Source organism: Nonomuraea sp. H19 (assembly GCF_052068215.1).
Taxonomy (GTDB): domain Bacteria; phylum Actinomycetota; class Actinomycetes; order Streptosporangiales; family Streptosporangiaceae; genus Nonomuraea.
In genome coordinates this window covers 31,886-53,712 of sequence record NZ_JBQHCV010000021.1, presented here as the reverse complement: position 1 = coordinate 53,712, position 21,827 = coordinate 31,886, and the positions used below count along the sequence as shown (strand labels likewise).

Here is a 21,827-nt window from a genome sequence, read left to right as displayed (position 1 = left end):
CGAAGCTCACATGTTGATCATGTGTCCGGCGAGGCCGTGGATGGCCTCCTTGACCGCTTCGCCGAGCGTCGGGTGCGCGTGGACGTTCCGTGCGACCTCGTGCACGGTCAGATCCCACTGCTGCGCCAGCGTCAGCTCCGGCAGCAGCTCCGTGACCTCGGGCCCGATCAGGTGGGCGCCGAGCAGCTCGCCGTGTGTGTTGTCGCTGATGATCTTGACGAACCCGGCCGTGTCGCCCAGCCCGTGCGCCTTGCCGTTCGCGGTGAACGGGAACTTCGCCACCTTCACGTCATAGCCCAGGTCGCGGGCCTGCGTCTCGGTGTAGCCGAAGCTCGCCACCTGCGGCTGGCAGTACGTCGCCCGCGGGATCATCACATAGTCCAGCTCCATGGTCTCCGCGTCGGCGATCGTCTCGGCGGCGATGACACCCATGGATTCAGCGGCGTGCGCCAGCATCAGCTTCGCCGTGACGTCGCCGATGGCGTAGATGTGCGGCACGTTCGTCCGGCACCGCCCGTCCACCGCGATCGCGCCCCGGTCGGTCAGCGCCACGCCCGTCTTCTCCAGCCCGTAGCCGTCGACCCGCGGCTGGAACCCGATGGCCTGCAGGACCTTGTCGGCCTCCAGCACCTGCGTCTGGCCGTCCTTGGTGACGGTGACCTTGACGGAGGCGCCGGTGTCGTCGATGGCGTCCACGCGGGTAGAGGTCAGCACCTCGATGCCGAGCCGCTTGTAGCGCTTGGCCAGCTCGGCCGACACCTCTTCGTCCTCCAGCGGCACCACCCGGTCGAGGAACTCCACGATCGTCACCTTGACGCCGTAGTTGTGCAGCACGTACGCGAACTCCACGCCGATCGCGCCGGCGCCCGCGATGATGATGCTGCGCGGCAGCTCCTCGGTGAGGATCTGCTCCTCGTACGTCACCACCCGCTCCGACAGCTGCGTGCCCGGGATCAGCCTGGTGGTGGCCCCGGCCGCGATGATGCAGTTGGAGAACGTGATCGTCTCGCCGTTCACCTGGATCGTGTTGGCGTCCAGGAACGTGCCGCGCCCGTCGTACTCCGTGATGGCGTTCTTCTTCATCAGGTAGTGAACGCCCTTGACCCGCCCGTCGGCCACCTTGCGGCTGCGCTGGAAAGCCGCACTGTAGTCGAAGGTGACCTCGCCGCTGATGCCGAAGGTCTTGGCCTCGTTGTGGAAGATGTGGGCCAGCTCGGCGTTGCGCAGGAGCGCCTTGGACGGGATGCAGCCCACGTTCAGGCAGACGCCACCCCAGTATTTCTCCTCGACGACCGCGGCGCGCAGCCCCAACTGGGCGGCGCGGACCGCGGCCGTGTATCCTCCCGGTCCCGCGCCGAGAACGACGACGTCATAGTGAGTGCTCATGAGTCGGACCATACCGTCCGCCTCCAACTCGCCTTCGCTAGACCTCCACCTTGTACGACAGCGCGAGCTCATCGGCGGGAACTCCGCGGATGCCCCAGTTGACCTTGGGCATCTCGATGATCGTGAGCTCCAGGTCCGCGGAGTCGTGCGGCCACTCGGCGTAGATCTCCCGGATCAGCGCGCGCTTGGCGTCGTCGCTGCGCCCGGTGAAGCAGACCACCTCGATGATCAGATAGCGCTCGCTGCGCTGCGGGCACACGAAGTCGTCGGCGTCCAGCAGCAGGAACCGGTGGAACCGCTTGTCCTCCGGCAGGCCCCACGCGCTCACCAGGCACGACTGCACCAGGTCGGAGATCTCCCGCTGCCGCCCCGCCCACACGTCCCTGCGTCCGTACACCTTCACCTGTGCCATGTCCGTCACTATAGAGCGGTGATCCGGATTCTTCTCGCCGACGACGAAGCCATGATCCGCGCGGGGATACGGGCGATCCTCGCTTCGGACCCCGCACTGGAGGTGGTGGCCGAGGCGGGTGACGGCAGGCAGGCCGTCGACCTGGCCATCAGCCACAGCCCTGGCGTGGCGCTGCTCGACATCCGCATGCCCAGGCTCGACGGCCTGGCCGCGGCGGCCGAGATCCGCCGGGTCGCGCCGGAGACGGCCGTGGTGATGCTCACCACGTTCGGGGAGGACGACTACATCGCCAAGGCGCTCGACATCGGGGCCTCCGGCTTCCTGCTGAAGTCCGGCGACCCGCGTGAGCTGATCGCCGGGATCCACGCCGTGGCGGAAGGGGCGGCGTACCTGTCGCCGAAGGTCGCGCAGCGGGTCATCGCCCAGCTCTCGGGCGGCAGGATGGCCAGGGGAGCGCAGGCGCGCGACCGGATCGAGGCTCTCACCGACCGCGAACGCGAGGTGCTCGCCCTGCTCGGCGCCGGGCTGTCCAACGCGGAGATCGCCGCCAGGCTGTACATCGTGGAGGGCACGGTGAAGGCGTACGTGAGCGCCATCCTCACCCGGCTCGACGTACGCAACCGCGTACAGGCCGCGATCATCGCCCACGAGGCCGGCTTGATAGCCTGACGCGTGATGTATCGCCTCGTGTTCACGCAGGTCTTGCGGCGTTTCGACGCCGAGGCCGTGCACCATCTGACCGTGAGCGCCCTCGCGCTCCTCGCGCGGCTGCCGCTGATCAAGCGGCTGCTGCACCGGGCGCTCGCGCCGAACGACCCGGCTCTGCGGGTGACCGCGTTCGGCGTGCACTTCCCCGGGCCGCTCGGGCTGGCCGCCGGGTTCGACAAGGACGCCGCCTGCGCCGAGGCCGTCGCCGCGCTCGGCTTCGGGCACGTCGAGGTCGGCACCATCACGGCGCACGCCCAGCCGGGCAACCCGCGCCCGCGCCTGTTCCGTCTCGTCCGGCAGCACGCGGTGATCAACAGGATGGGGTTCAACAACGCCGGCGCCGTGGCCGCCGCCCGCCGGCTGCGCCGCCCCCGCGGCGTGCCGGTCGTGGTCGGCGTGAACATCGGCAAGACCAAGGTCGTGCCCGAGTCCCAGGCCACGGCCGACTACGTGGCCAGCGCCAAGGAGTTGGCCCCGCTGGCCGACTACCTGGTGGTCAATGTCAGCTCGCCCAACACTCCCGGGCTGCGCAACCTGCAGGCGGTCTCGCTGCTGAGGCCGCTGCTGACCGCGGTCAAGGAGGTCGCCGACAGCACGCCCCGTCGCGCCCCGCTGCTGGTGAAGATCGCCCCCGACCTCGCCGACGAGGACGTGGACGCGGTCGCGGACCTGGCGCTGGAGCTGGGACTCGACGGCATCATCGCGACCAACACCACGATCAGGCACGGCGGCGAGACCGGCGGCCTGTCCGGCCGGCCGCTCAAGGGCCGCTCCGTGGAGGTGCTGCGCCGCCTGCGCGCCCGCGTCGGCGACCGCCTCACGCTCGTGTCGGTGGGCGGCGTGGAGGACGCGGACGACGTCTGGGAGCGTCTCCTCGCCGGTGCGACCCTGGTGCAGGGCTACACGGGCTGGATCTACGGCGGTCCGCTCTGGGCCGCCCGCATCCACCGCCGGCTCGCCAGGCGCGTACGCCGCCACGGCATGAAATCCATCGCCGAGGCCATCGGCCGCACCGCATGAGCCCTATGGTGGGACCGTGATCGAACCGGTGCCTCTCGCCGACGGCGTCATCCTGCGGCCGGCCACCAAGCACGACGCGGAGCCCCTGCTGCGCGCCTACCTCCGCAACCGCGATCACCTGCGGCGCTGGGAGCCTCGCCGGTCGGAGGAGTTCTACACCCTGCGGGGCCAGGCGCACCGGCTCAAGGACCTGCTGGAGCAGCAGGCGGCCGGCCGGGCCGTGGCATGGGTGCTCGCCGACGGCGACGAGATCGTGGGCCGCATGACGCTCAACACCATCGTCCGTGGCCCGTGGCTGAGCGCCGACCTCGGCTATTGGATCGACGCCGGATACACCGGGCGCGGTCTGACCACCCAGGCCGTGCTGGAGGTGTGCCGGATCGCCGACCAGGACCTGGGCCTGCACAGGATCGCGGCGGGCACCCTGCTCGACAACGTCGCCTCGCAGAGCGTCCTGCGCAAAGCCGGTTTCGAGCTCTACGGCACCGCCCCGCGCTACCTGGAGATCGACGGCAGATGGCAGGACCACCGGCTGTTCCAGCGCATACTCAACGACCGTCCCGCCAGGTGACTCAGACGCTCGGCCGCGTCGACTCCGCGTCGTGTGTCATGGTGTCGAGGCGGTCCATCACGTCCGCCACCCGCACCACGCTCGGCCGGTGCGGGCGCCGCCGCTGCCACGGACGCGGCCCGGCGAGCGGCCGATATTCCACGCCCATCGCCTCCAGCCGCCCCAGGTGCTCCTCGAGCCGCTCCATGAAGCCCGCCTGCCCGGTGCCCGACCACGCCACCTCGGCCAGCGCGCAGGCCCGCGGCCACAGGCGGTAGTCCACCGTACGGGGGTCCGCCACCCGCTCGGTCCACAGCTGCGCCTGCGCTCCCACGATCCGCGCCCGCTCCTCGTCCTTCCACTCCTCTGGAGCGGTCCGGAACGCGGCCACGTCCTCCACCGTGATCGTGTCACCGATCGCCATCGGCTCGTCGGGTGAGGCGGCCTCGGCGTAGTCGAAGTAGAGCGGGAACACCGGCGTCGCGACCACGTCGTGCCCGGCCGCCGCGGCGCGCCGGCCGACCCCCATGCCGCGCCACGGCATGACGACCGTGTCCTGCCGCAGCCCGCCGCTGACGAACGCCTCGTCCCACACCACGGCCCGCGCCCCCCGTTCGGCCAGCAGGTCAGCGAGCCGCCGCAGGAACCACGCCTGCAGGTCGTTGGCGGTGGCCAGCCCCAGCGAGTCGCGGTATGCGCTGATCTCCGCCGACGCGGCCCAGTGGTCGAGCACCACCTCGTCGCCGCCGATGTGCACGTAAGGCGTCTCGCCCAGCGCCCCGATCAGCTCGTCGAAGATCGTGGTCAGGAACTCCACGGTCGGCGGCAGCGGCGACAGGATCGCGGGGGAGACGCCCCACCGGTCCAGCACGTCGTACCGCTCCCCGGTGGCCCCGAACTCCGGGTAGGCCGCCAGGATCGCCGACGCGTGCCCCGGCACGTCGATCTCGGGTACGATCGTGACGCAGCGCGCCCGGGCGTAGGCGCCGATCTCGGCCAGGTCGTCGAGCGTGTAGTAGCCGCCGTGCGGGACGTCGTCGTACGCCTCCGGCTCCCGGTAGTAGTTGATCGCCGTCCGCGGCCGGTGCGAGGCGACCTCGTGCAGCAGCGGGTACGCCCGGCTCTCCACCCGCCACCCCTGGTCGTCCACCAGGTGCAGGTGCAGCCGATTCAGCTTGTGCGCCGCCATCAGATCAACGAGGCGCAGGATCTCCCGCTTGGGAAAGAAGTGCCGGGCCACGTCCAGGTGCAGCCCGCGCCAGGAGAGCCGCGGCGCGTCCTCGATCCGCACCCCGGGCACCGGCCATGATGGTGCCGCCGCGGACCGGTAGGAGGCGTGGGGCAGCAACTGGTGCAGCGACTGCGCCGCGTAGAACGCGCCCGCCCGCCCGCCCGCCGCGATCTCAACGCCCCGCGAGCCGACCGTCAGCCGGTAGGCCTCCTCGCCCAGCTCCGGATCGCGCCGTACGTCGATCTCGCCGGAGTCACCCGGGCGCAGATCGAGTTGGGGGAGCGCGAGACGCACGGCGTCGACCAGGTCGCCGGACACGGTCGCGCCGGTGGTCAGCTCATAAGAGACGGAAAGATCATGGCGGAGCTCAGGACGTGGGATCATGCCTTGAGATAGTGCTGCAATCCGTCCGCCAGCGCCAATGCGATCTTCTGCCGGAACTTCGGATCCTGGAACCTGGCCGCCTCGACCGGGTTTTTCATGTTGCCGCACTCGATGAAGACCTTCGGCACGGTCGAGAGGTTGAGCCCGCCCAGGTCGTTGCGGTAGCTCAGGGCCTTGCTCCCGATGTAGGTGGAGTAGGGGAGGCCCGTGCCCGCGGCGAACGCGGCTCGTAAGGCCAGCCCCAGCCTGTTGGAGGAGCCCACGACCTTGTCCACGGGCCCGTTGATCTTCTTCGGGATGATGACGTGGAAGCCGCGCTCCTTGGTGGGAGCCCCGTCGGCGTGCACGGAGACCGCGGCGTTGGCCTTGGCCTTGTTGCCGATCGCGGCCCGCTCGGTGATGCAGGGGCCGACGCTGTTGTTGTCGGCCCTGGTCAGCTTGACCGTGGCGCCACGGGCCTCGAGGATCTTGGCCAGCCGGTTGGAGACGTCCCAGGTGAAGGCGGCCTCGCTGTAGCCGTTCGCGGTCTGGGTGCCTGTTGTGTCGCAGGCCTTCCGCTTGGTCAGCACATCGACTTGGCGGTTGATGGCCGCCGGGTCGCGATAGTTGCCGCCGTTGTGGCCGGGGTCGATGACGATGACCTTGCCGTCGAGCGGCTCGGCCTCCGGCGGCGCCTGCCTCGCGGGACTCTGCTGCGTCTCCTGCGTGGGACCCTGCTGGGTCGTGGTCGCAGGAGCGGCCTGACCTGCCGTGACGCCACCGGAACCGGTGCCGCCGCACGCTGAGGCGATCAGGCCGCAAACGGCGAGGACGGAGGCGGGGAGAGCACGCATGGCGTCCAACTTACGTCAAACCCGCTACGTGGACGCCCTTTATGCCCTACCAGACGTGCTCGCCGACCTCCTGCCGATCCAGCAGGGCGGCCAGCTCCCGCGCGTCCTCGGCGTCGAGTCCGAGGACGACGCGGGGGCGGCCCCACGGATGGTCGAGGGAGTGGGCGACATAGCTGGCGACCGATTCCGCGCCGCCGTCGGCGCCCCGTCCTCTGCCCGCGCGCCAGTGCCCCCAGGCGCGCTCGAGTTCGGCCGCCGCGCGCTGGGCGCAGGACACCAGTTCCGGATCACGCATGACTGTTCCCCCGGATCAGATCGTGACCGGATCGGATCCGGCCACAATTAGCATGACCCTGCCGAGTAAACCGCCGTGCGGCCGCGCCGCCACACGGCTTGACCCAGCTTTGGGCGTCTTTTAGGCGGGTCCCGTGCTCCGTCGCACGATCAACTCGGGGGGCACTTCACGTAGCCGCGAGACCTTGGCGGGGTCGCCGATCCTGTCGCTCAGCAGCGCGGCCGCCGACCTGCCCATGGTGCGCCTGGGCTGGTCGATCGAGGTCAGCGAGACGTGCCGGGAGGCCGACATCTGCGTGTTGTCGTACCCGACGACCGAGAGGTCCTCCGGCACGCGCAGGCCCAGGTCGCCGGCGGCGGCCAGCACGCCCAGCGCGACCACGTCGTTGGCGGCGAAGATCGCCGTGGGCCTGGGATCGCGGGTCAGCAGCGCGAGCGCCGCCTCCCTGCCGCTCTCCTCGGAGGAGTCCGCGGCCTCCACCATGATGAACGGCGCCAGCGAATGCCGGCGCATCGCCACGAGATACCCCTCGCAGCGCGAGGAGCGCGGACCCTCGATGTACGCGATCCGCTTGTGGCCCAGGTCGACCAGGTGGTCGATGGCCAGGCGGGCGCCGGTCTGGTCGTCGTCGACCACGATGTCGACGCCGCCGAGCTCGATGTCACGTTCCCCTACGACCACCGTCGGGGTGTAGGCGGTGGCCTCGATCAGCGTTTCGCTGGTGGGGGCGATGCCCAGCAGGACCAGCCCGTCGACCCTGAGCTCGAGGAAGGCCTCCACGGCCTCGTCCTCGAACGCGGGGTCCCACTGGCTGTTCCCGATCAGCATGCGCAGGCCGTCGCCGTGCAGGCTCTCCTGCAGGCCGTCGAGGAACTCGGCGTAGAACGGATTGTGCAGGTCGGCGACGAGCGCGCCCACCAGGTGGGTACGGCCTTCGACCAGGCTGCGCGCGACCGCGTTCGGCCGATAGCCGAGTTCGCGAGCGGCCTGCAGCACAGCTTGGCGCCGATGCTCGCTCACGTGCGGGGATCCGCGTAGCACGAGAGAGACCAGCGATTTCGAGACGCCGGCTCGCTCTGCGACGTTGCGGATGGTCGGTCTGGGCCGAGGCAGGGCGTCTACCTCCCTCAGCTCAGTGATGGTGGACGTGTTGACGGGCGGTCCTGACATGTGTCTCCCCCGCGATGCGGATATGGGCACCTGTCTCACCAAACGATCGAGTTCGCTGCAGGGTACGGCCTCGGTCACGGATTGACTGATCTCGCTCACGGCAAGTGCGACATTCGACCGGCATAATCACACGTCAGCTATTGGTCAGGCAGTCGGATACTGTGCAGGTGTGACACCCGGGAAGTCAGCCGATACGGCACGGCCGGCTCGGCGCAGGCTCAGCGTGGACCGCCGGCGCGAAGAGCTCATGGCGGCGGCGTTGGAGCTGTTCAGCACCCGCGACGCGGAGGACGTCTCGATCGACGACGTGGCCTCGGCGGCAGGTGCGTCGCGAGCCCTCGTCTATCACTACTTCGGCGGGAAGCAGGAGCTCTACGTGGCCGCGCTGAAGAGCGCGGCGGAGCAGTTGGAGTCCCGGCTGCGTCGCCCCCAGGAGGGCGGCACTCCGATCGAGGAGCTGGCCTCCGGGCTCCGGCGCTATTTCGACTTCGTCGAGGAGCACGCGGCCGGATTCGCGGCGCTGCTGCGTGGCGGCCCGGCCAACAGGACGGGCGAGGTCGGGGAGATCGTGGACGGCGTCAGGCAGCGCCTCTTCCGTCTCGTGCAGAAGCAGATGGGCGTTCCGGAGCCGAGCCCGGTGCTGCGCATGACGTTGCGGTCGTGGATCGCCACCGTGGAGACGGCCGGTCTCGACTGGCTCGAGCATCGCGACATCGAGCGTGCGGCGCTCGAGCGGATGCTCGTCGATCACATGGTGGCGCTGCTCGGGGTCGCCGCCGCCTACGACGACAATGTGACCGGGTTGCTCGAACGCCTGGTGTGAGGGGCCCGGAAGAGTGGCGCCGGGCGGGCGGCGCCAACTTCCATTGCGACGTCAAGTCGTCACCTTGGTGGACCGGGCCCCTGTGCTGGCCAGGTCCACCTATGCAACCCCCCTGAGGATCTGTGACGACCCTCTGATTACTCCGAGCGCTGCTGCGGAATCCCCGCGAGCAGTGCGCGGACCTCGGTCTCCCGGTAACGCCGATGACCTCCGAGGGTACGGATCGACGTCAACTTGCCCGCCTTGGCCCACCGCGTCACGGTCTTGGGGTCGACCCTGAACATGGTCGCGACCTCAGCGGGCGTAAGCAGTGGCTCGGCCTCGGGTGTACGAGCTGACATTTGTGCGGCCTCTCCTCCGTGTGGACCGGCTTCGCGATCCTGTGACTGCCTTTTGCGCGTGTCACGGATGTCCACCTATGGCGCAGAGCGTGCGGCTTTTCTGAACCATATGCGGCATCACCCGATGTGACCATACCGCCACGCAGAGCGATTGGCGAGCCCTTCTTCGACCCAACTGCGCGCCCCTGTGGCCATGTCACGCTCGGTGATTCTAGCGACACGTTTCGTGGTATCGCAGTGAAAACGGCAAACTACTCAGTTCGCAGAAGAGAGCAGCCGTGAGACGTGACCTACTCATGCAGGTCAGACACCCTTATTGGGGTTCAGTTGGCAGATTCCAGCTGTTGCATTGACTTCCACCGGAGGATGACCCTCTGGTACATGGCGTAGGCAAGTTCTTCTTGACCCGTGTCCAGGCCCGTCAGAGCGGCCGAGAGCTCCGCGACCGACTGGTCGGCCTGCAGCGCATCGTCGTCCATGAGGTGCACGAGCCCGCCGTAGTCGAGCTCGACCAGAGAGTGCGGGTGGAACTCCTCCAGCCACCTGGCGATGTCTTCCACGTCGAAGTTGGCCGCCACATCGCCCAGGTGCCTGCGCAGCACATTGAGCGCCCGCGCCGCGCGCCTCCTGGCCTGTGCCATGGAGGTGACGTAGATGAGGTTACGTCCGGTAGCGGTGGTCTTCACATCTTGTCCAGGAGTGGCCGAGCCGAGCACCAGCCAGCGCTCGTTTCCATCAAACGGCACGAACCACGATGGGGGCACGTGCCACGCCGTAGTGCGAATATGCGTCCGCAGGGCGGACGCGCCGGCCTTCCGCTTGAACCGATCGAAGTCGTCGGCGGTCTGCTCGGCGATGGTCTTGGGCACCATCTGATCCATCAGCTTCACGGGAGTGGCGCCACGCAGCCTTGAGAACGCCAGCCACGAGCGCAGCCTGGTCTGCCAAGGGCAAACGTACAGACGGTCCTCAACGCGCCGTAGATAGGCGTTGGGGCTCTCCTGAGCGGGAACGGGTTGAGGGGGCATGCCGAGAAGGCGCATGACCGACTCGCCGTGCTCCGCATTGAGCGCGTTCGCGCGGCGCGGGCGGTCTCGTGAGTCGGCGTAGTCGGCCCACACCTTGCGCTCGGACTCGGCGAACGCGGTCAGTGGCTCATAGACGCGGAGGTAGGCGGCATAGGGCAGCACGGTGGCATCGTGTCATGAAGCGACCCTGCGTGCACCGTTGTGGCTTACTACTGTGTAGGTGATCTCCGCCGCAACGGAGCGGCGGACCGGACAGGGAGTCACTACCGTGACCGACGTCTTCGGCTCGTCCCACAAGGACGTCCACGAGCAGGTCGTGTTCTGCGCCGACGAGCAGAGCGGCCTGCGTGCCATCATCGCCATCCACAACACAGCTCTCGGCCCCGCACTCGGGGGCACCCGGTTCTATCCGTACGAGAGCGAGCAGGCGGCTCTCGCCGACGTGCTCAATCTGGCCAAGGGCATGGCCTACAAGAACGCGCTGGCCGGTCTCGACCTGGGTGGCGGCAAGGCCGTCATCATCGGCGACCCGGCCAAGGACAAGAGCGAGGCGCTGCTGCGCGCGTACGGCAGGTTCGTCGAGTCGCTCGGCGGGCGCTACATCACCGCCTGCGACGTCGGCACCTACAGCGAGGACATGGACATCGTCGCCCGCGAGTCACGCTTCGTCACCGGCCGCACGCTGGCGAACGGCGGGGCGGGGGACTCCTCCATCCTCACGGCGTTCGGCGTCTTCCAGGGCATGCGCGCCTCGGCCGAGGTCGTGTACGGCACGCCGTCGCTGCACGGCAGGCGAATCGGCGTCGAAGGGGTCGGCAAGGTGGGTCACCGCCTGGTCGATCTCCTGCGCGAAGACGGCGCCGAGGTGGTGATCTGCGACGTCAGCCCCATGGCCGTCGAGCGCGTACGCCTGCGCCACCCGGAGGTCGAGGTCGTGGCCGACGCCCGCGCCCTGACCTCCGCCGACATCGACGTATTCGCTCCGTGCGCCCTCGGCGGCGCGCTCGACGACGACACCGTGGCCGTGCTGAAAGCGAAGATCGTTTGCGGCGCGGCCAACAACCAGCTCGCCCATCCCGGAGTCGAGAAACAACTGGCCGAGCGCGGGATCCTCTACGCGCCCGACTACGTGGTCAATTCGGGAGGCGTGATCCAGGTCGCGGACGAGATCCGGGGGTTCAGCATGGATCGGGCCAGATCCAAGGCCGCCCAGATCTACGACACGACTCTGAAGATCTTCGGGATCGCGGCCGATGAGGGCGTTCCTCCAGCCGTCGCAGCGGATAGGCTAGCTGAGCGCAGAATGTCGGAAGTCGGGCGTATTCGGGCGATTTGGCTGGGCCACTGACGCCCCACGCCCATACGACGTACCGAGCTGGGCACAAAACAGGTACGGTAATAGGCGAACGATAGGCTGACGCCCAAAGTCGGGCGGCGTCAGTGTGTGGTGCGTTAGCGACGAGGGGTCGGGGACGACCCCACACGAGGGGGTCGAGCCAATGGGGCGCGGCCGAGCAAAGGCCAAGCAGGTCAAGGTTGCTCGCCAGCTGAAGTACAACAGCGGTGGCACGGATCTTGACCGTCTTCGCGACGAACTCGGGGTCGGAGACTCCAGCAATGACGACGCCGACGACCTCAACGATGAGCTGGCGGATCGCTATGCCGATTACGCCGATGACTACGGCGCCGAGGACGACGATGATGGCCGTCCGTCCGGTCGTCGATAGCCGCACTCCTGGTTGACGTGGCCGAGGGCCCGGCTGCCCGCCGGCCCTCGCCACGCTCGTCGGGCCCCACGGGCAACCGTGGGGCTTTCGTCACGTTTGCCGCATTTTGGCAAGCGACATGTGCGCCATGCTGGGCACCCGTCTTGTGGCACCGTGCGGGTCTGCAGGCGGCGAAGCCCGGCGGCAACGCGTGCGGCGCCGGGCTCCGCGAAGAGACTCAGCGGTAGCGGGCCTGGCCGGTTCCGGGGACGATCTCGCCCAGGACCCAGGAGTGCAGCCCACGGCCACTCAGCACCCGGATGGCCTCGTCAGCCGCGTCCGCAGCCACCACGGCGGCCATTCCGACCCCGAGGTTGAACGTCCGGTCCATATCCTTCTGGGCGATCCGGCCGTATCCGGCCAGCACCCCGAAGACGGCAGGCGGCGTCCATGACGTCCGGTCCAGCACGGCGTCCAGCTGCCCCGGCAGCGACCGTGACAGGTTGCCCTCGATCCCCCCGCCGGTGATGTGCGCGAAAGCGTGGACCTCGACCGAGCGGGCCAGCTCCAGGCAGTCCAGCGAGTAGATCCGCGTGGGCTCCAGCAGCTCCTCGCCCAGGGCCCGCCCCAGCTCGGGCAGCTCGGCGTCGAGCGACAGCGAGGACTCGCGCAGCACGTGCCGCACCAGCGAGTAGCCGTTGGAGTGCACGCCGGAGGACGCCAGCCCCAGCACCACGTCACCCTCGCGGACGAGGGAGGGCCCGAGCATGGCGGACGCCTCCACGACGCCCGTGCCGGCCCCCGCCAGGTCGTATTCGTCCGGTCCCATCGCCCCCGGGTGCTCGGCCGTCTCGCCGCCCACCAGCGCGGCGCCGGCCAGGCGGCAGCCCTCGGCCACGCCGCCGACGATCTCGGCGATGCGCTCGGGCACCACCTTGCCGCAGGCGATGTAGTCGGTCATGAACAGCGGCTCGGCCCCGCACACCACGAGGTCGTCGAGGACCATGCCGACCAGGTCGATGCCGATCGTGTCGTGCTTGCCGTACTGCTGGGCGATCATGACCTTGGTGCCCACGCCGTCGGTGGAGGTGGCGAGCAGCGGCCGCTGGTAGCGCAGCAGCGCGGAGGCGTCGAACAGCCCCGCGAACCCGCTGGCGTCGTCCACCACCTCCGGCCGCCGCGAGCGCGCCACCTTGTCCTTCATCAGGTCGACGGCGCGCTCACCGGCCGCGATGTCGACGCCGGCGGCTTCATATGTGCTCACGCAGCCTCCTTCGTCGGCAGCGTGAGCACAGTACTGCTGTGTCTGTTTGTTCGCTCGCTACGCTCGTTCACGCCTTGCTCTCCAACACGAACTTGCCCACGTGATCCTCGTCGATGGGGATGGGGTAGGAGCCGTCGAAGCAGGCCATGCAGAGGCGGTCGGCGGGGATGGTGGTGGCCTTGGTCAGGCCCTCCAGGGAGATGTAGCCGAGCGAGTCGGCGCCGAGCGAGGCCCGGATCTCCTCCACCGTCAGCGAGCCCGCGATCAGCTCGGCGCGGGTGGCGAAGTCGATGCCGTAGAAGCACGGCCAGGCCACGGGCGGCGAGGAGATGCGTACGTGCACCTCGAGAGCGCCCGCCTCGCGCAGCATCTTGACGATGGCGCGCTGGGTGTTGCCGCGCACGATCGAGTCGTCCACGACCACCAGCCGCTTGCCCTCGACGATCTCGCGCAGCGGGTTGAGCTTCAGCCGGATGCCGAGCTGGCGGATGGTCTGCGAGGGCTGGATGAACGTGCGGCCGACATAGGAGTTCTTCACCAGGCCTTGCCCGTAGGGGATGCCGCTTTCCTGGGCGTAGCCGACGGCGGCCGGGGTGCCGGACTCCGGCGTGGGGATGACCAGGTCGGCCTCCACCGGGTGCTCACGGGCCAGCACGCGGCCGACCTCGACCCGGGTGACCTGGACGCCGCGGCCCGCGATCGTGGTGTCCGGGCGGGCGAGGTAGACGTATTCGAACAGGCAGCCCTTCGGCTCGGCCAGCGCGAAGCGGCGGGATCTGACGCCGCGCTCGTCGATGGTGAGCATCTCGCCCGGCTCGATCTCGCGGATGAACGTGGCGCCCACGATGTCGAGCGCGGCCGTCTCCGAGGCCACCGCCCAGCCGCGTTCGAGCCGGCCGAGCACCAGCGGGCGGATGCCCTGCGGGTCGCGGGCCGCGTAGAGCGTCTTCTCGTCCATGAACACCAGCGAGTAGGCGCCCTTGACCTGCGGCAGCAGCTCGGCGGCGGAGTCCTCGACGGAGCGGGTGCGGTCCTGGGCCAGCAGCGTCGTGAGGACCTCGGTGTCGGTGGTCGCCCTGGTGGTCCCCGGAGTCAGGCGCTGGGCCAGCACCGGAGTGTTGATCAGGTTGCCGTTGTGCGCGAGCGCGAGCCCACCGCCGTCGGTGGAGCTCAGCGTGGGCTGCGCGTTCTCCCACACGCTCGATCCGGTCGTGGAGTAGCGGCAGTGCCCGATGGCCAGGTGGCCGCGCAGGGTGCCGAGCACCGACTCGTCGAAGACCTGGGCGACCAGGCCCATGTCCTTGTAGACGAGAATGCGGCTCCCCTCGCTGACCGCGATGCCCGCGGACTCCTGCCCGCGGTGCTGCAACGCGTACAGCCCGTAGTAGGTGAGTTTGGAAACTTCCTCGCCTGGGGCCCAAACGCCGAAGACGCCACAGGCGTCTTTAGGTGCGCGGTCGTTGGGGTCCAGGTCATGGCCGAGCCGGCCGTCGCCCTTCAGCACATGACTCAGTCTAGGTTGAGCGCTTCTGTGCTCGCGCCCCGGGTCCGATGTCACGGTGCGTGGGATGACCTGCGCGCTTTGGCGCATAGTGACCGAAGCATGAGCGGCCTCTTACCGTGTCGGCGTGGTTTAGCCGTCGCCCTCCGCGAAAGGGTGAAGTATCCGGCATGCAGACCCGTCGGGAGACGCAGACGTGACCACATCTGGGGATCCGAACGAGCCCCGCCCGGGGCAGGACCCGCGCGAAGGCCGCAGGGAAGAGGGCGAGCACCCGCCCGAGTGGTGGAGCGAGGCCTCTCAGGAGGATGACCAGCAGGGGCGGGAAGAGCGCCCGCCCGAACCGCGGCCGTACGAGAGCGGGCCGACCGGAGGCGACGAGACCCGGCCGGAGTGGGCCCCAGGCGGCCCGCCCGGCACCGGGCCCACCGGCGGCACGGCGCCCGAGGAGGAGCCGGCCACCCCGGGCGAGAAGCCGCCCACCCCGGAAGAACCGCCGGAGGAGGAGCCGATCACTCCGGCGCCGCCCGTGGTGCCGCCCGCCGACGTGCCGCCCACGCACGAACCGCGGCCGGGCGAACCGCGGCCCGGCGAACCGCCCCATCCCGACCTGCCGACCGCGCCCGAGGTCCCGCCGCCGGCGGGCGACGACACCGAGACGACCCAGGTGCTCCCGGTCCCGGGCGCCACCCCGCCCTATCCGGGCTGGGAGAGCAAGCCGCCGGAGGAGGAGCCGCCGCCCAAGCCGACGCCGTCGCGCTATGAGCAGCCCACGGCTCAGCCCGGCGCCGCTGCCCACGAAGGCCCTGCGCCGTACGGCACGCACGGGCCTCCCGTCGTGCCCGGCACCACCCCGTCCAGCCCGTACGGCGGCCCGCCCGGCTACGGCCCGCCACCCGCGGGCTCGCCCTACGGCCCCTACCAGCAGGACCGGACCGGCAGCGGCCTGGCCACCGCCGCACTCGTCCTGGGGGTGGCCAGCCCTTTCCTGGTGTTCGTCTGTTTCATCGGCGTGATCACGGCCATCCTGTCGATCGTCTTCGGCTGCGTGGCGCTCGCCAAGCGCGCCGGCAAGGGCCGCGCCGTCGCGGGCATCGTGATCAGCGTCCTGTCCCTGATCCTCTTCGCGATCCTGGCCATCTGGTTCTGGAGCGTCGTCCAGGAATGCGCCCAACTGCCCGGTCAACTGGCCGACCGCTGCTTCCAGGAGAAATTCCCCTGGATGAACGGCGGTCTCCGAACCTAGAGCGGCAGGTGCTCTGACAGGTCGGCGCGCGCGCCGCTCGCCGACACAGCGCCTTTGGCCATGGCCTCGTCCCACGTCAGGCGGCCGAGCGCGAGCTCGATCCAGGTGCGGGCGTCGGTCTCGATCACGTTCGGCGGGGTGCCGCGGGTGTGGCGGGGCCCGGCGATCGCCTGGACGGCCGCGTACGGCGGCACGCGTATTTCGACGGTCCGGCCCGGCGCGGCGGTCGCCAGTTTGTCGAGCAGGTAGCGCACGGCCTGCCTGGCCGCGTCGCGTTCCGGCGGCAGGCCCCGGTCGTAGGCGGCCAGCACGGCCGTGACGAGAGCGTCGGGCAGGGCGGATGCGGGCCCGTCGTAGGCCGGCCGGTCGAGGGCGATGAGCTGGCCGTCGAGGGCCGATCTCAGCTTTTCCTGGTCCATCTTGCGTGGTGGCACCCCACCATTGTCTCCCGGGAAGCGTTCATCGATTCGGAGGTCGTCGTTCACCTCCGGTTTCGACGGCGACCGTAGCCTCCGGGCCGTACAACCGCGCACATAAATGGAGGACCTGTGGCGAACCCCACCGGGGCCGGACGGCTGCTGCCGTTGCTGTCCACCCCGCACAAAGGTGGCCGATCCGCGCTGACCTGTCAGTTCCGCTGCGGCAACGCGTGCGCGCATGACGTGGCCAACACGACGGACAACGTCTACTTCGGCGACGTGGTGAAGGAGGCGCTGTCGCGCCGCGGCATGCTGCGGGCGGGCGCGCTCGGTGCCCTCGTGGCGGGTGTGGGCGTGGCGGGGGCGGCGCCGGCGCTCGCCGACGAGCCGGAAGCGGAAGCCGCAGCCAAGGGCCGGCCCGGTGGCGGCGACCTCCGCTTCACCCCTATCGCGCCGAACAAGGACGACGCGTTGCGCGTTCCCGACGGCTACAGCTCCTCCGTGGTCGTGCGCTGGGGCGACCCGGTGTTGCCCGGCGCGCCGGCTTTCGACTTCGACAACCAGAGCGCCGACGCCCAGAGCAAGCAGTTCGGCTACAACTGCGACTACGTCACGCTGTTCCCGATGGGCCGCGACCGCGCGCTGCTCTGGGTGAACCACGAGTACTCCGACGAGAAGCTGATGTTCCGCGGCTACACCGGCGGCGCCGCCGCGACCGAGGAGCAGATCAAGATCGGGCTGGCCGCGCACGGCGGCTCCATCGTGGAGATCGAGCGTGCGGGCGGCTCCGGCGAGTGGAAGCTGATCACCAAGGGCCGCCGCCGCTACAACCGCCGCATCACCGCCCAGACCCCCATGAAGTTCAGCGGCCCGGCCGCGGGCAGCGACCTGCTCAAGACGGCCGCCGACCCCCAGGGGCGCACTCCCGTCGGCATGCTGAACAACTGCGCGGGCGGCACCACCCCGTGGGGCACGGTGCTGACCGCCGAGGAGAACTTCGACCAGTACTTCGTCAACGCCGACAAGGTGCCGGCGGAGCAGAAGCCGTACGCCGCCCGCTACACGCTCACGAACGGCACCCCGTCGGGCAACCGCCGGTTCGACCGTGTCGAGGAGCGCTTCGACCTGGCCAAGCACCCGAACGAGGCCAACAGGTTCGGCTGGATCGTGGAGATCGACCCGTTCGACCCCGACGCCACGCCTATCAAGCGCACCGCGCTGGGCCGTTTCAAGCACGAGGCCGCCACCACCACGCTGTCCCGCGACGGCCGCCTGGTCGCGTACATGGGTGACGACGCACGCTTCGAGTACGTCTACAAGTTCGTCTCCAAGAACCGCTACATCCCCGGATTCGACCGGCACAACCGGGCGCTTCTGGACGAGGGCACCCTGTACGTGGCCAAGTTCACCGGCGACAGCCCGAAGGCCGAGATCGACGGTTCCGGCAAGCTGCCCGCCGACGGCCTGTTCGACGGCTCCGGCGAGTGGATCCCGCTGGTGTCGGGCGACAAGTCGTTCGTGGAGGGCATGACCGCCGCCGAGGTGCTGGTCTACACCCGTACGGCCGCCGACAAGGTGGGCGCGACCAAGATGGACCGCCCCGAGGACGTCGAGCGCAACCCGGTCACCGGCGCCATCTACGTGGCGCTCACCAACAACAGCAACCGCACCGCGGCACAGGTGGACGAGGCCAACCCGCGCCCCTCCAACAAGCACGGCCAGGTTCTGGAGATCGTGGAGAAGCGGAACGACGCGGGCGAGAAGACGTTCGCCTGGTCGCTCCCGCTGGTCTGCGGTGACCCGAATGACGCGACGACGTACTTCGCCGGCTACGACAAGACCAAGGTCTCGCCGATCTCGTGCCCGGACAACCTCGCGTTCGACCGCGACGGCAACCTGTGGATCTCCACGGACGGCAACCAGCTCGGCAGCAACGACGGCCTGTTCGTGATGCCCGTACGCGGCAAGGAGCGCGGCCACCTGCGTCAGTTCCTCACCGTCCCCCTCGGCGCCGAGACCTGCGGCCCGCTGATCACGGAGGACCAGCGCAGCGTGTTCGTGGCGGTGCAGCACCCGGGCGAGACCGACGGAGCCAGCCCGGAGAACCCCTCCAGCCGCTGGCCCGACGGCGACCAGCCGCGCCCGTCGGTCGCCGTGGTGTGGCACGGCCAGGGCAAGAAGATCGGCTCTTGACCTCAACTTAACTTGAGGAAATAGCCTTCCATGCCATGAGCATGGAAGTGACCGCATGGCAACAGCTGTACTCGATGAACAACCGGCCGGAGCGTCGCCCCCTGTCCAGGGCGACGCTCCGGCGCATCGCCGGTTTCGCCCGTCCGCACCGCCGCAGGCTGGCGCTGTTCATGCTGCTCAGCGTGGTGCTGGCGGGCTTGGCCGTGGCCTCCCCGCTGCTCGCGGGCCGGGTCGTGGACGCGATCTTCAAGTCGGAGCCCGTCGACGTGGTCGTCGTGGTGGCGCTGCTGATCGCGGGCCTGGCCATCGCGGAGGCGGGGCTGGGGCTGGTGAACCGGTGGCTGTCCGCGGGTCTCGGCGAGAGCCTCATCCTCGACCTGCGTACGGCCGTCTTCGACCACGTGCAGCGGATGCCGATCGCGTTCTTCACCAGAACCCGCACCGGCGCGCTGGTCAGCCGGTTGAACAACGACGTGATCGGGGCGCAGCGGGCCTTCACCGACACGCTGTCCGGCGTGGTCGGCAACGTCGTGACCCTGATGCTGACGCTCACCGCGATGATCGGCATCTCCTGGCAGATCACACTGCTCGCGCTGCTGCTCCTGCCGGTGTTCATGCTGCCCGCCCGGCGGATGGGCACCAGGATCGCGAAGCTGCGCCGCGAGGCGGCCGACCACAACGCGGCCATGGGCACGCAGATGACCGAGCGCTTCTCCGCGCCGGGCGCGACGCTGGTGAAGCTGTTCGGCCGGCCCGCGCACGAGTCTGCCGAGTTCGCCACCCGGGCCAGGCGGGTGCGGGACATCGGTGTGCGCTCCGCCATGACCCAGTCGGCCTTCGTCACCGCGCTGACCCTGGTGTCGGCGCTGGCCCTGGCCCTGGTGTACGGCCTCGGCGGCTTCTACGCGCTGCGTGACCAGCTCGCGCCCGGCGCGCTCGTGTCGATGGCCATGCTCCTCACCCGCCTGTACGCCCCGCTGACCGCGCTCGCCAGCGCCCGCGTGGACGTGATGAGCGCGGTCGTCAGCTTCGAGCGCGTCTTCGAGGTGCTCGACCTCAAGCCCCTCATCCAGGAGCGCCCGGACGCCAGAGAGGTCCCCGACGGGCCGGTCTCGGTCGAGTTCGACGACGTGCGCTTCGCCTACCCGGCGGCCGACAAGGTCTCGCTCGCCTCCCTGGAGGAGGTGGCCGCGCTCGACTCCCGCGGCGGCGTCGAGGTGCTGCACGGCGTCTCGTTCCGGGCCGAGCCGGGCCAGATGGTGGCACTGGTCGGCTCCTCCGGCGCGGGCAAGTCCACGATCGCCCAGCTCCTGCCCAGGCTGTACGACGTCGACTCCGGCGCGGTCCGGCTCGGCGGCGTGGACGTACGCGACCTGACCTTCGACTCCATCCGCGACACGCTCGGCATGGTCACCCAGGACGGACACCTGTTCCACGAGACGATCAGGGCGAACCTGCTGCTGGCCCGGCCCACGGCCACCGAGGAGGAGCTGTGGGACGCGCTCACCAGGGCCAGGCTCGCCGCGCTGATCGAGTCGCTGCCCGACGGCCTCGACACGGTGGTGGGGGAGCGCGGCTACCGCCTGTCGGGCGGCGAGCGACAGCGGCTGACGATCGCCCGGCTGCTGCTGGCCCAGCCCAGGGTGGTCATCCTGGACGAGGCCACGGCGGCGCTGGACTCCACCTCGGAGGCCGCCGTGCAGGCGGCGCTCGGTGAGGCGCTGGAGGGCAGGACCGCCGTGGTGATCGCGCACCGGCTCTCCACGATCCGCGCCGCCGACCTCATCCTGGTGATCGAGGACGGGCAGGTGGTCGAGCGCGGCACGCACGCCGAGCTGCTCGCCGCCGGCGGCCGCTACGAGGAGCTCTACCGCACTCAGTTCGAGGACCCGACGCTGACGGGGGCGGCCGCCTGAGGGTCCTCGTCCTGAGGGGTGACGCGCAGGGAGTAGAGCGCGACCGGGATCGCCAGCAGCACCACGATCGCCGCGACGACCAGCGTGAACTGGTAGGCATCGAGGAACGCGAGCAGCGGCGCCCGGTCGCTGCCGCTCTGCTTGGCGCTCAGCACCGCGCCCAGCACGGTGATGCCGAGCAGGCCGAACACCTCCCGTGACACGTTGAGCACGCCCGAGGCCACGCCCGTCCTGCTCTTGGGCATCCCGCCGAGGACGGCGGCCGTCAAGGGGACCAGCATGCCGCCGCCCAGCCCGTACATCAGGAACCAGGGCGCCACGTCCGCGTAGTCGCCGTCGGCGCCCACCCCGGACAGCAGGAAGATCGCCGTCCCCATGAGCGCCATCCCGAGGGCCACCGTGCGGCCGATGCCGATTTTCCCGCTGATCCGCTGCGACAGGACCGCGATCACGGCCATGACCAGGGCCATCGGCACGAACGCCGCGCCCGCCTGGGTGGGGGAGAAGCCGAGCACGTTCTGCAGCCACAGGGCGCTGAAGAAGTAGATCCCGAACACCCCGAACGACCAGATGCCACTGGTGAGCAGCCCGCCGGTGAACACCCTGGACCTGAACAGCGACACCGCGATCATCGGCTCCGCGGCCCGCGACTCGGCCAGCGCGAACGCGACGGCCGCCGCCCCGAACACGCCGAACGCGGCCAGGATCTCCGGCGAGGTCCAACCCGCGACCTCGCCCTCGATGAGCGCATAAGTCAGGGCGAACAGGGCGATGGCGGACGTGGCCAGCCCCGGCAGGTCGAGGCTGTGCCGTACTTTCCTGAAGGCCGGCTTGATGGCCCACAGTCCCAGCCCGAACGTCACGAGCCCGATCGGGACGTTGATCAGATAGATCCAGCCCCAGTGCAGGTTCTCGCTGATGAAGCCGCCCGCGAACGGGCCGAGTGCCATGGAGAGCGCCCCTGCCGCGCTCCAGACCCCCACGGCCCGGCCGCGCTCGGCGGGGTCGGGAAAGATCTGGCTGATCAGCGTCAGCGCGGTGGGCGTGAGCAGCGCCGCCCCGACGCCCTGCACGGCTCGGGCGGCGATCAGCGTCGCCCCGCTGGTGGCCAGCCCGGCCACGAGCGAGGACAGCGTGAAGACGGCCAGCCCGCCGAGGAACACCCTGCGAGCCCCGAACACGTCCGCGAGCCGCCCGCCGGCCAGCATGAGGCCGGCGAAGACCAGGATGTACGAGCTCACGATCCACTCCAGCCCGGAGATCGTCAGCCCGAGGTCCCGCTGGATCGTCGGCAACGCGACGTTGCCCACGTTGTTGTCCAAGTAGGTCATGAAGGTGCCCAAAGTCACGGCACCCAGCGCCCACCATCGCATGAAATTTCCTCCTATACGCCGTACTTGT

At 69.7% G+C, this 21,827-nt stretch carries 21 protein-coding genes; 9 read left to right on the top strand and 12 right to left on the bottom strand.

Going from position 1 to position 21,827, the window contains the following annotated elements; translation table 11 throughout:
• Positions 1-6: 6 nt before the first annotated feature.
• A complete protein-coding gene (gene lpdA / locus ACTMTI_RS37730; RefSeq protein WP_441125486.1) occupies positions 7-1,386 on the bottom strand; it encodes a dihydrolipoyl dehydrogenase in 1,380 nt (459 codons plus the stop codon).
• A gap of 37 nt (positions 1,387-1,423) precedes the next feature.
• On the bottom strand, positions 1,424-1,798 hold the full coding sequence (locus tag ACTMTI_RS37725; RefSeq protein WP_441125485.1) for a tautomerase family protein: 375 nt from the start codon (positions 1,796-1,798) through the stop codon (positions 1,424-1,426).
• An 18-nt stretch (positions 1,799-1,816) separates the two neighbouring features.
• Here ACTMTI_RS37725 and ACTMTI_RS37720 point away from each other — a divergent pair, with 18 nt between their 5' ends.
• The 3 genes from ACTMTI_RS37720 to ACTMTI_RS37710 are packed head-to-tail and all read left to right on the top strand — an operon-like array spanning position 1,817 to position 4,097.
• The gene (locus ACTMTI_RS37720) at positions 1,817-2,467 is read left to right on the top strand and encodes a response regulator (RefSeq protein WP_441125484.1); all 651 of its coding nucleotides are present in this window, start codon (positions 1,817-1,819) and stop codon (positions 2,465-2,467) included.
• 6 nt (positions 2,468-2,473) lie between these two features.
• Positions 2,474-3,526 (top strand): quinone-dependent dihydroorotate dehydrogenase, encoded by a 1,053-nt coding sequence (locus ACTMTI_RS37715; RefSeq protein WP_441125483.1) that lies wholly within the window; start codon positions 2,474-2,476, stop codon positions 3,524-3,526.
• A gap of 16 nt (positions 3,527-3,542) precedes the next feature.
• Positions 3,543-4,097, top strand: coding sequence for a GNAT family N-acetyltransferase (locus tag ACTMTI_RS37710; protein ID WP_441125482.1), 555 nt, complete (start codon positions 3,543-3,545; stop codon positions 4,095-4,097).
• A gap of 1 nt (position 4,098) precedes the next feature.
• On the opposite strand, the gene ACTMTI_RS37705 is transcribed toward ACTMTI_RS37710, so the two are convergent.
• The 4 genes from ACTMTI_RS37705 to ACTMTI_RS37690 all read right to left on the bottom strand — a co-directional run bounded on the left by ACTMTI_RS37705 (position 4,099) and on the right by ACTMTI_RS37690 (position 7,989).
• Positions 4,099-5,691 carry a beta-N-acetylhexosaminidase gene (locus ACTMTI_RS37705; protein WP_441125481.1) on the bottom strand — a complete coding sequence of 531 codons (1,593 nt, stop codon included), beginning with the start codon at positions 5,689-5,691 and terminating at the stop codon, positions 4,099-4,101.
• Entirely contained in the window at positions 5,688-6,524 is an 837-nt protein-coding gene (locus tag ACTMTI_RS37700) for an N-acetylmuramoyl-L-alanine amidase (RefSeq protein WP_441125480.1), read from the bottom strand. The genes ACTMTI_RS37705 and ACTMTI_RS37700 overlap by 4 nt, the downstream gene beginning before the upstream one ends.
• Positions 6,525-6,570: 46 nt before the next feature.
• A complete protein-coding gene (locus ACTMTI_RS37695) occupies positions 6,571-6,819 on the bottom strand; it encodes a hypothetical protein (protein ID WP_441125479.1) in 249 nt (82 codons plus the stop codon).
• Between the two features lie 120 nt (positions 6,820-6,939).
• The gene (locus tag ACTMTI_RS37690; RefSeq protein ID WP_441125478.1) at positions 6,940-7,989 is read right to left on the bottom strand and encodes a LacI family DNA-binding transcriptional regulator; all 1,050 of its coding nucleotides are present in this window, start codon (positions 7,987-7,989) and stop codon (positions 6,940-6,942) included.
• A 169-nt stretch (positions 7,990-8,158) separates the two neighbouring features.
• Here ACTMTI_RS37690 and ACTMTI_RS37685 point away from each other — a divergent pair, with 169 nt between their 5' ends.
• Entirely contained in the window at positions 8,159-8,812 is a 654-nt protein-coding gene (locus tag ACTMTI_RS37685) for a TetR/AcrR family transcriptional regulator (protein ID WP_441125477.1), read from the top strand.
• A gap of 137 nt (positions 8,813-8,949) precedes the next feature.
• On the opposite strand, the gene bldC is transcribed toward ACTMTI_RS37685, so the two are convergent.
• Both bldC and ACTMTI_RS37675 read right to left on the bottom strand, forming a co-directional pair.
• Positions 8,950-9,153, bottom strand: coding sequence for a developmental transcriptional regulator BldC (gene bldC / locus ACTMTI_RS37680; protein ID WP_013133571.1), 204 nt, complete (start codon positions 9,151-9,153; stop codon positions 8,950-8,952).
• A 323-nt stretch (positions 9,154-9,476) separates the two neighbouring features.
• Positions 9,477-10,343: a hypothetical protein gene (locus tag ACTMTI_RS37675; protein WP_441125476.1), complete on the bottom strand. Its 867-nt coding sequence runs from the start codon at positions 10,341-10,343 to the stop codon at positions 9,477-9,479.
• A 106-nt stretch (positions 10,344-10,449) separates the two neighbouring features.
• On the opposite strand from ACTMTI_RS37675, the gene ACTMTI_RS37670 reads away from it, so the two are divergent.
• The gene (locus tag ACTMTI_RS37670; protein ID WP_441125474.1) at positions 10,450-11,529 is read left to right on the top strand and encodes a Leu/Phe/Val dehydrogenase; all 1,080 of its coding nucleotides are present in this window, start codon (positions 10,450-10,452) and stop codon (positions 11,527-11,529) included.
• A gap of 151 nt (positions 11,530-11,680) precedes the next feature.
• Positions 11,681-11,908 (top strand): DUF3073 domain-containing protein, encoded by a 228-nt coding sequence (locus tag ACTMTI_RS37665; protein ID WP_441125473.1) that lies wholly within the window; start codon positions 11,681-11,683, stop codon positions 11,906-11,908.
• A gap of 217 nt (positions 11,909-12,125) precedes the next feature.
• Here the strand turns inward: ACTMTI_RS37665 and purM are convergent, their stop codons facing one another.
• Together purM and purF are read right to left on the bottom strand one after the other, a co-directional pair.
• A complete protein-coding gene (gene purM / locus ACTMTI_RS37660) occupies positions 12,126-13,151 on the bottom strand; it encodes a phosphoribosylformylglycinamidine cyclo-ligase (RefSeq protein ID WP_441125472.1) in 1,026 nt (341 codons plus the stop codon).
• A gap of 67 nt (positions 13,152-13,218) precedes the next feature.
• Entirely contained in the window at positions 13,219-14,655 is a 1,437-nt protein-coding gene (purF, locus tag ACTMTI_RS37655; protein WP_441125471.1) for an amidophosphoribosyltransferase, read from the bottom strand.
• 193 nt (positions 14,656-14,848) lie between these two features.
• Here purF and ACTMTI_RS37650 point away from each other — a divergent pair, with 193 nt between their 5' ends.
• On the top strand, positions 14,849-15,898 hold the full coding sequence (locus tag ACTMTI_RS37650; RefSeq protein ID WP_441125470.1) for a DUF4190 domain-containing protein: 1,050 nt from the start codon (positions 14,849-14,851) through the stop codon (positions 15,896-15,898).
• Here ACTMTI_RS37650 and ACTMTI_RS37645 read toward each other — a convergent pair.
• Positions 15,895-16,317: a sterol carrier family protein gene (locus tag ACTMTI_RS37645; RefSeq protein WP_441125636.1), complete on the bottom strand. Its 423-nt coding sequence runs from the start codon at positions 16,315-16,317 to the stop codon at positions 15,895-15,897. The two genes, ACTMTI_RS37650 and ACTMTI_RS37645, sit on opposite strands and share 4 nt — an antisense overlap.
• 129 nt (positions 16,318-16,446) lie before the next feature.
• Here ACTMTI_RS37645 and ACTMTI_RS37640 point away from each other — a divergent pair, with 129 nt between their 5' ends.
• Positions 16,447-18,510, top strand: coding sequence for a PhoX family protein (locus tag ACTMTI_RS37640; RefSeq protein ID WP_441125469.1), 2,064 nt, complete (start codon positions 16,447-16,449; stop codon positions 18,508-18,510).
• A 35-nt stretch (positions 18,511-18,545) separates the two neighbouring features.
• On the top strand, positions 18,546-20,426 hold the full coding sequence (locus tag ACTMTI_RS37635; protein ID WP_441125468.1) for an ABC transporter ATP-binding protein: 1,881 nt from the start codon (positions 18,546-18,548) through the stop codon (positions 20,424-20,426).
• On the opposite strand, the gene ACTMTI_RS37630 is transcribed toward ACTMTI_RS37635, so the two are convergent.
• Entirely contained in the window at positions 20,387-21,799 is a 1,413-nt protein-coding gene (locus ACTMTI_RS37630) for an MFS transporter (protein ID WP_441125467.1), read from the bottom strand. The two genes, ACTMTI_RS37635 and ACTMTI_RS37630, sit on opposite strands and share 40 nt — an antisense overlap.
• Positions 21,800-21,827 lie beyond the last annotated feature (28 nt).

Coding starts and splice junctions, on each gene's coding strand:
- ACTMTI_RS37715 (WP_441125483.1), top strand. CDS start 2,474: ATGTATCGCCTCGTGTTCACGCAGGTCTTGCGGCGTTTCGACGCCGAG.
- ACTMTI_RS37630 (WP_441125467.1), bottom strand. CDS start 21,799: ATGCGATGGTGGGCGCTGGGTGCCGTGACTTTGGGCACCTTCATGACC.
- ACTMTI_RS37635 (WP_441125468.1), top strand. CDS start 18,546: ATGAGCATGGAAGTGACCGCATGGCAACAGCTGTACTCGATGAACAAC.
- ACTMTI_RS37690 (WP_441125478.1), bottom strand. CDS start 7,989: ATGTCAGGACCGCCCGTCAACACGTCCACCATCACTGAGCTGAGGGAG.
- ACTMTI_RS37700 (WP_441125480.1), bottom strand. CDS start 6,524: ATGCGTGCTCTCCCCGCCTCCGTCCTCGCCGTTTGCGGCCTGATCGCC.
- ACTMTI_RS37665 (WP_441125473.1), top strand. CDS start 11,681: ATGGGGCGCGGCCGAGCAAAGGCCAAGCAGGTCAAGGTTGCTCGCCAG.
- lpdA (WP_441125486.1), bottom strand. CDS start 1,386: ATGAGCACTCACTATGACGTCGTCGTTCTCGGCGCGGGACCGGGAGGA.
- ACTMTI_RS37725 (WP_441125485.1), bottom strand. CDS start 1,798: ATGGCACAGGTGAAGGTGTACGGACGCAGGGACGTGTGGGCGGGGCGG.
- ACTMTI_RS37695 (WP_441125479.1), bottom strand. CDS start 6,819: ATGCGTGATCCGGAACTGGTGTCCTGCGCCCAGCGCGCGGCGGCCGAA.
- ACTMTI_RS37645 (WP_441125636.1), bottom strand. CDS start 16,317: ATGGACCAGGAAAAGCTGAGATCGGCCCTCGACGGCCAGCTCATCGCC.
- bldC (WP_013133571.1), bottom strand. CDS start 9,153: ATGTCAGCTCGTACACCCGAGGCCGAGCCACTGCTTACGCCCGCTGAG.
- ACTMTI_RS37705 (WP_441125481.1), bottom strand. CDS start 5,691: ATGATCCCACGTCCTGAGCTCCGCCATGATCTTTCCGTCTCTTATGAG.